At 75.8% G+C, this 7697-nt stretch carries 6 protein-coding genes and 1 pseudogene; 3 read left to right on the forward strand and 4 right to left on the reverse strand.

The window, feature by feature from the left end:
* From IDM29_RS12925 to mtrA, 4 genes and pseudogenes are all read right to left on the reverse strand, one after another.
* A pseudogene (locus IDM29_RS12925) lies at positions 1 to 329 on the reverse strand (hypothetical protein); the annotation flags it as partial.
* A 46-nt stretch (positions 330 to 375) separates the two neighbouring features.
* Positions 376 to 2085 carry an LpqB family beta-propeller domain-containing protein gene (locus IDM29_RS12930; protein WP_188037598.1) on the reverse strand — a complete coding sequence of 570 codons (1710 nt, stop codon included), beginning with the start codon at positions 2083 to 2085 and terminating at the stop codon, positions 376 to 378.
* Positions 2085 to 3812: an MtrAB system histidine kinase MtrB gene (mtrB, locus tag IDM29_RS12935; protein WP_375372413.1), complete on the reverse strand. Its 1728-nt coding sequence runs from the start codon at positions 3810 to 3812 to the stop codon at positions 2085 to 2087. The genes IDM29_RS12930 and mtrB overlap by 1 nt, the downstream gene beginning before the upstream one ends.
* Positions 3813 to 3819: 7 nt before the next feature.
* Positions 3820 to 4503: an MtrAB system response regulator MtrA gene (gene mtrA, locus IDM29_RS12940; protein WP_188037599.1), complete on the reverse strand. Its 684-nt coding sequence runs from the start codon at positions 4501 to 4503 to the stop codon at positions 3820 to 3822.
* A 135-nt stretch (positions 4504 to 4638) separates the two neighbouring features.
* On the opposite strand from mtrA, the gene IDM29_RS12945 reads away from it, so the two are divergent.
* The 3 genes from IDM29_RS12945 to IDM29_RS12955 form a co-directional block, all read left to right on the forward strand.
* Positions 4639 to 5937: a hypothetical protein gene (locus IDM29_RS12945; RefSeq protein ID WP_182111724.1), complete on the forward strand. Its 1299-nt coding sequence runs from the start codon at positions 4639 to 4641 to the stop codon at positions 5935 to 5937.
* Between the two features lies 1 nt (position 5938).
* Positions 5939 to 6625, forward strand: a complete 687-nt coding sequence (locus tag IDM29_RS12950) for a DUF4129 domain-containing protein (protein WP_182111725.1) — start codon at positions 5939 to 5941, stop codon at positions 6623 to 6625.
* Positions 6622 to 7697, forward strand: a 1076-nt coding sequence (locus IDM29_RS12955; protein WP_188037600.1) for a DUF4350 domain-containing protein, incomplete at its 3' end; no start/stop codon positions are given. The genes IDM29_RS12950 and IDM29_RS12955, both read left to right, overlap by 4 nt.

Consider the following 7697-nt stretch of genomic DNA (forward strand, 5'->3'; position numbering starts at 1 on the left):
AGCTCGGGGGCCAGACGGGTCCCCGCGTCCGCGAGCGCGCCGCGGAGCACCGGCGACAGGTCCGCGCGCCCGCGGTCCTTCCACGCCACCACCAGGCCGCGCACCGGCCCGGCGTACGACGCGAGACACCAGACCGGCGTCGGCGGGCTGCCGTCCGCCCGGTCGAGCCGGGGGACCGCGTCCTCGCAGCGCACCGGCGGGCCGGCCACCGTCGCCGCGCACGTGCGGCACAGGGGCACGTCCCAGGCCCCGCACCCCGGGCACTCCACCGGCAGCACCCACCGCACGAGGTCGCGGGCGACCGGACCCAGGCGCGCGAGCGTGTCCACGCCCGCATCGTCGCGCGCGGACGGGCCCCGTGACCGCCGTCCCCAGCTACCCGGGGAAGACCGGGTCCCGCACGCCGTCCGCCACCGTGCGCCACTGGTTGCCGCGACGGGTCAGGAGCGTGCCGTCGCCGTCGACGACGTGGATCGACTGCGGCCCCCGGCCGGCGGCCATCCCGGTCGCCTCCAGGACCGTGAGCGACTGCGTCGGCCCGCCGAGCGGCACCAGGTAGGTGCTGGGGAAGCCGAGGTCCTGCCCGCGGCCCAGGACGGCGAGCGTCACCTCGTCGACCCACGCCAGCTCCAGGGCGTCGACGAGCGCCGCGCCCACCGCGAGCGGCTCGGCGCTCACCAGCGTGGGTCGCCCGTCGTCGTCGCGGGAGATCCCCGCGACCAGGATCGCGACGTCGCCCGCGGCCGAGCCCGCCGAGACGATCGCGACGCGCGCGCCGTCGCGCGAGACGCGCAGGGAGCGCACGGTGCGCCCGTCGAGCCACGGCGCCTCGATGTCCACCTGCTGCCCGGCCTGGTCCACGACGAGGAGCCGACCGGTGGACGCCTGCTCGCCCGTCCACACCCAGCCGTACCGGTCGACCGAGGGCGCGACCAGCGCGGTGCCGGTGGCCAGCGTCGCGGGTGCGGCGCCGTCGGCCGGCAGGAGGAGCAGCCTGTCCGGACCCGACAGGACCACCCGGACCGACCCGTCGACGGCGAGAGCGGGGTGCCGCGCGTCCAGGCCGGCGAGCGGCGCGACGTCGTCGAGCGGCACCGGCACGTCGTCGCTCACCACGACCAGCTCCTCGCCCACGATCGCGTAGGGGCCGGAGCCGGGCGCGACGTCGCGCTCCAGGACGGGCACGTCGGTCTCGTCCCAGGCCATGCCCCCGACGGAGACCTCCACGTCGGTGACCGGCACCCGGCGCAGCGTCTCGGTCAACTGCAGGTGCAGGAGGTTGCGGTCGGCCTGGTCGGGCAGCGCGGGCGCCTCGGCCAGGTCCACGCGCGCGACCCGGTCTTCCGCCAGGGTCACCGTCTCGGTGCTCAGCCTGGCGCCCTCGGGCGCCCCCGAGACGACGGCGTCACGCAGCCAGGCCGACGGGCCGTCGAGCAGGGCGCTGACGGCGAGCGTCGGGGTCTTGGAGGTGGCGAACCAGCGCAGGTCGGGCACCAGCTGCGTGCGGTCGGCGCTCGCGAAGTAGACGGGCGTCGGCCGGTACACCGCCTCGAACGCGGCGGCGTCCATGAGCACGCCGTCGGCCAGCTCGGAGATCCGCCACTGCCCCGCGGCGTCGCGCTGGAGCTCGAACGTGAGCTCCTGGTCGAGCGCGTCCGGCGCGGCCTCCGTGTACCGGCCCGCGTCGTCGACGATCGCCTCGAGCGGCACGCTGACCACCACGGAGCCGTCCTCCTGGGGATCGACCTGGGGCTCGCTCCCCTGGCGCGGGTAGATCAGGACCCGCGCGCGCGGGTCCCACTCCCCCGAGCCGCCGACCGTGAGGAACTTGCGCGCGACCGCGAACTCGTCCTGGAGGCCGGCCGCGCCCGCGAGCAGGAACCCGCGCACGAGCTCGGCCGGGTCGGCGTCGACCAGCGGGTCGCTGGGGAGCTGCAGGGCGAGCCCCGGCTCCTCAGGAGCCACGGCGTCACCCGTGCGCACCGGACCGGACGAGGGGATGGCGGCGCAGCCCGCGAGCGCGAGCAGGGCGGCGACGGCCGTCAGAGCCAGGGCCGAGCGCGCGGCCCTCGGTCGACGCGTCATCAGGCCTCCAGCCGGTCCAGGTCGGGCACGGCCGCCGGGTCGAGGTCCGGGCGGCCCTCGTGCGAGGCGTACGAGACGCCGACGTGCGGGTCGTCGTCCGGGGGCACCAGCGGCGCCGGGGACCCGTCCAGGACGATGCCGGCCCGGCGCGGGACGGTGAGACGGAAGCTGGCCCCGCGACCCGGTCGGCCCCACGCCTCCAGGCGGCCGCCGTGCAGGTGGGCGTCCTCGATGGAGATCGCGAGCCCGAGGCCCGTGCCGCCCGTGGTGCGCGCGCGGGCCGGGTCCGCACGCCAGAAGCGGTCGAAGACGTGCTCCGCCTCCTGCGCGGTCATCCCGACGCCGTGGTCGCGCACGACGACGGCGACGGCCCGGGCGTCGGCGGCCACGAGGACCTCGACCGGCCTGCCCTCGGCGTGCTCGACGGCGTTGACGAGCAGGTTGCGCAGCACGCGCTCGATCCGTCGCGGGTCGATGTCCGCGACGACCGGCTCGCCGGGCATCTCGACCGCGAGCCACACGCCGCGCCGCTCGGCGAGCGGGACGGTCTGCTCGACGGCCGCCATCACGACGTCGCGGACGTCGCGGCTCTCCGCGTCGAGCATCGCCGCACCGGCGTCGAAGCGGCTGATCTCCAGCAGGTCCGCGAGCAGGTCCTCGAAGCGGTCGAGCTGCGCGGTGAGGAGCTCGGCCGAGCGCGCCGCCGCGGGGTCGAGCTCCTCGCGCGCGGCGTGGATCACCTCGGCGGCCATCCGCACGGTGGTCAGCGGGGTGCGCAGCTCGTGGGAGACGTCGGAGACGAAGCGCCGCTGCAGGTGCGACAGCTCCTCCATCCGGCGGATCTGGTCCTGCAGGCTCTCCGCCATCTCGTTGAAGGAGCGCGCGAGGGTCGCCATCTCGTCGACGCCCCGGACCGGCATGCGCTCGGTGAGGTGCCCGTCGGCCAGCCGCTCGGCGACCTGCGCGGCGCTGCGCACCGGCTGGACCGTCTGGCGCGTGACCATCCACGTCATGCCACCGAGCAACGCCACGAGGCCGAGCCCGCCGAGCGCCAGGACGCGCTGCACGAAGGCGAGGGTCTGCTGCTCGCTCGCGAGGCTGTAGAGGAAGTACAGCTCGACCTGCCCGACCACCGGCGCCGTGACGGCCGACCCCACGACGATCCCCGGGTCGGTGCCGCCCTCGCCCGGGATCGCGACCGGCACCCAGTGCTGCTCGCTGGAGCCCTGCACGGCCGACCGGAGCTCGAGGGAGACGAGCCCGATGAGCGCGGGGTCCGCCGTCGTGGAGTGGTCGTTGACGAACACGGGCACCGACGCCCCCGGGGAGCGGCGCAGGAACGCCTGGTCGCTCGTGCTCCCCTGCCGCAGGGCCCCGACGGTCTGGCCGAACAGGCCGTTGAGCTCGGTGGGCGTGGACGGCACCGCGCTGTCGAACGTCTCCTGGGCGCGCTGCGTCGCGATCGCGCTCGCCCCGAGCACCTCCTCGAGGCGCTGCTCGTAGAGGCCGTCCCGGATCTCGTCCGAGAGGTACCCGCCGAGGAGACCCACCGCCGCCACGCCCGCCAGGAGCGTGGTGGTGACGACGCGGACCTGGAGCGAGGACCGCCAGCGGTGGACCATCCGCCGCACCATGCGCGCGACCACGCGGCGCGCGAGGCGCAGGCGCCGCCGGGCGACCGCGAACCGCGGAGCCCGGGCCGCGGCGCCGGTCACGGCGTCCGTCATGGCCGTCTCACGCCGGGCCGGAGCCCGCCTTGTAGCCGACGCCGCGGACGGTCACGACGATCTCGGGGTGCTCCGGGTCGTGCTCGATCTTCGACCGCAGGCGCTGGACGTGGACGTTGACCAGGCGGGTGTCGGCGGCGTGCCGGTAGCCCCAGACGCGCTCGAGGAGCACCTCCCGCGTGAAGACCTGCCACGGCTTGCGGGCGAGGGCGACCAGGAGGTCGAACTCGAGCGGCGTCAACGAGATGACGACGCCGTCGCGCGTGACGCGGTGACCGGTGACGTCGATCTCGAGGTCGCCGATGCCCAGGTGCTCCGGCGTCGGCTCGTCGCTGCGGCGCAGGCGCGCACGGACGCGCGCGACGAGCTCCTTGGGCTTGAACGGCTTGGAGATGTAGTCGTCGGCACCCGACTCGAGGCCCAGGACGACGTCGACCGTGTCGCTCTTGGCCGTGAGCATGACGATGGGGACGCCGGACTCCGCCCGGATCAGCCGGCAGATCTCGGTGCCGTCCTTGCCGGGGAGCATGAGGTCGAGCAGCACGAGGTCCGGCTGCCCGGCGTGGAACGCCGCGACCGCCTCGTCGCCGTGCGAGCAGAACAGGGGCTCGAAGCCCTCCGAGCGCAGCACGATGCCGATCATCTCGGCCAGCGCGACGTCGTCGTCCACCACCAGGATCCGACCCTTCATGGGCACATGGTGTCACCCCGCGGCCCTGACCCGTGCACCGGCCCCCGCGCGTCCCCCGCGGGCGGTGGCGTCCGTGGCACGATGGGCGCGCGCAGCCGCGGACGACGTCGCCGGCACGGACACAGGGGAAGACACGTGAGCGAACCGCACGACGCCGGTCACGGCTGGGGCCCGCCGTCGGCCCAGCCCCCGGGGTACGGCGCGCCCGCGCAGCAGCCGACCGCCCCCGCGCAGCCGCAGCAGCCGGGTTACGGGCAGCCCCAGTACGGCCAACCGGGCTACGGGCAGCCCCAGTACGGGCAGCCCCAGTACGGCCAGCCGGGCTACGGCCAACCCCAGTACGGGCAGCCCCAGTACGGCCAACCGGGGTACGGACAGCCCCAGTACGGACAGCCCCAGGACGCCCCCGGGTACGGCCAGGGCCAGTACGGCCAGGCGCAGTACGGGGCGCCCGGTGCCCCCGTCGGCTACCGCCCCGCACCCGTGCAGCCGGGCATCGTTCCGCTGCGTCCCCTGGGCCTCGGCGAGATCTTCGACGGCGCGTTCCGCGCGGTGCGCGCGAACCCCCGGGTGATGTTCGGCTTCACCGCCATGGTCGCGGCGGTGGTCGCGGTCCTGGGATCGCTCACCCAGTTCATCCTCGTCCCCTACATCGCGGGACTCATCGGCTCGAGCACGTCGGGCGACCTCGACCCCTACGGCACGGGCCTGGCGCAGGAGTCCACCGCGCTGTCCCTGTCGATGGTCGGGATCCTGCCGTGGATGACGCTGGCGCAGATCGTCCTCACCGGCATCCTCACGGTCTCCGTCAGCCGGTCGGTCATCGGGCAGAAGGTCACCCTCGCGGAGGTCTGGTCGGCGCACTGGCGCCGCGTGCTCACCCTGCTCGGCCTCAGCGTGCTCTACGGGGTCGCGGCGCTGCTGGTCGGGGGCTTGTACGTCGCGGGGATCGTCGCCCTCGGAACGAACGGGCTGGCGGGGGCCGCCGTCGCGTTCGGCCTGGTCGGCGGCCTCGGGCTGGGCGTCGCGGCCGTGTGGCTCACGGTCCGCCTGCTCCTCGTGCCGGCCGTGCTGGTGCTGGAGGGCGGCCCGGCCTGGGCGGCCGTGCGGCGCGGCTGGCGCCTGACGCGCGGCAGCTTCTGGCGCCTGTTCGGGATCTACCTGCTCGCCCAGCTCATCGTGAGCCTGCTGGCGCAGCTCATCTCCGCGCCGCTCGGCCTCGTGATCGGGCTCACCCTGGTGATGGCGCCGCAGGCCGTGTTCGTGGCCGCGACCAACATCATGTACGGCGTCGTCCTCATCCCCTCGATCGTGTTCACGGCCGGCGTCAACGCCCTGCTCTACGTGGACGTGCGGATCCGGCGCGAAGGTCTGGACGTCGAGCTCGCGCGGGCCGCCGAGGCGGCCGCCGACGCCGCACCCGGAGCCCGCTGAGGTGTCGGCCACCGGAGCACTCGCGGGTGCCGTGCGCGCGGGCATCCCCGTGGACCCGGACGCCGAGACCGCGCGCGACTGGCTGCGCCGGGAGCTCGCCGACCCGATCTACCACCAGCGCCCCAGCCTCCTCCAGCGCGCCTGGGAGTGGCTGCTCGAGCAGCTGGACGGCATGGAGGTCGCGCTGAGCGGGATGGACAGCCGCGCCGCGGCACTCCTCGTCGTGGGTGTGGTGGTCGTGGGCGGCCTGATCGCGCTGCTGGTCGCGGGACCGGTCCGGCGGGCGCGACGCGGCCGCCGCGAGTCCGTCGACGCCTTCGGCGACGACCAGCGGTCCGCGGTGGAGCTGCGCGCGGCCGCGGACGCCGCGGCGGCGCAGGGCCGCTGGAGCGAGGCGGTCCTCGACCGCTTCCGCGCCGTCCTGCGCTCGCTGGAGGACCGCACCGTCCTCGAGCCGCGCCCGGGCCGCACCGCGCACGAGGGCGCCGTGGCGGCGGCTCACCGCCTGCCGACCTGCGGCGACGACCTCGTGCGCGCCTCACGCCTGTTCGACGACGTCTGCTACGGCGACGTCGCCGCGACCGGCGAGGACGACGCGTGGCTGCGCGATCTCGACCGGCGCGTGGCCGCGACCCGCCCGGTGACGCCCGCCGAGCCGGCACCCGACGCGATGGCGGTGCCGCGATGACCTCGACGCCCCCGGCACCCGCCACGCCCGCTCCCCCGGCCGGGGCCGTGCCGGCCGCCGACCTCACCGGCACGAGCGCCGCGGTCCTCACCACCGGACCCGAGGTCATGGGTGACGGCACGACGACGGGCTCGCGGGCCCGCTCACGCTGGCGCGCCGCCCGTGGCCCGCTGATCTGCATCGGCCTGCTGGTGGTGGCGGGACTGGTGACCGCCCTGCTGCGCCCGGAGACCTCGATCACGCCGCTCGCGCCGGACAACGCCAGCGAGCAGGGCGCCCGCGCGCTGGCCCAGGTGCTCGAGGACCAGGGCGTGCGGATCCAGTACGTCCGCACGTCGGGGCAGGCCGCGGCCGCCGCGCGGGAGGGCACCACGCTGCTCGTCGCGGGCACGTACCTGCTGTCGAACGACCAGGTCGAGGACCTCACCGCGACCGACGCCGACCTGGTCGTCGTCGGCCCGGAGGGCTGGCACGTCGGACCCCTGACCGACGGCGCGGTCGACGACTCCTACGAGGCGAGCCCGGGGACCCGCTCCGCCGAGTGCTCCGACCCGGACGCCGCGGCGGCCGGCTCCATCGACGCCACCGGGTACGGGTTCACGGCCGAGAGCGGCGGCGCGACGGTCTGCTTCCCGGGACCCGACACCAAGAAGTCCGGCGCCTACGCGAGCGTCGAGGTCGACGGGCGGCGCGTCGTGCTCGTGGACGACCCCGAGCTGATGACGAACCGCAGCATCCTCGACGAGGGCCACGCCGCGCTGATGCTCCGCGCCCTGGGCCACCACGAGGACCTGGTCTGGTACGTGCCGAGCCTCAACGACACGGGTGGCGAGGCCGAGGCTCCCGCCGGGAGCCTCCTGCCCGACTGGACCGGCCCCGTCGGGCTCCTCGCCGGCTTCCTCGTCGTCGTGCTGGCGCTGTGGCGCGGACGACGCCTGGGACCGGTGGTCACGGAGCCCCTGCCCGTCACCGTCCGGGCCGCGGAGACGACGCTCGGCCGCGGGCGGCTCTACCGCCGCGGCCGGTCCCGCGGGCACGCCGCCGCCTCCCTGCGCGCCGGCATGGCGCGCCG

This window comes from Actinotalea sp. JY-7885, from assembly GCF_014525465.1.
Classification (GTDB): domain Bacteria; phylum Actinomycetota; class Actinomycetes; order Actinomycetales; family Cellulomonadaceae; genus Actinotalea.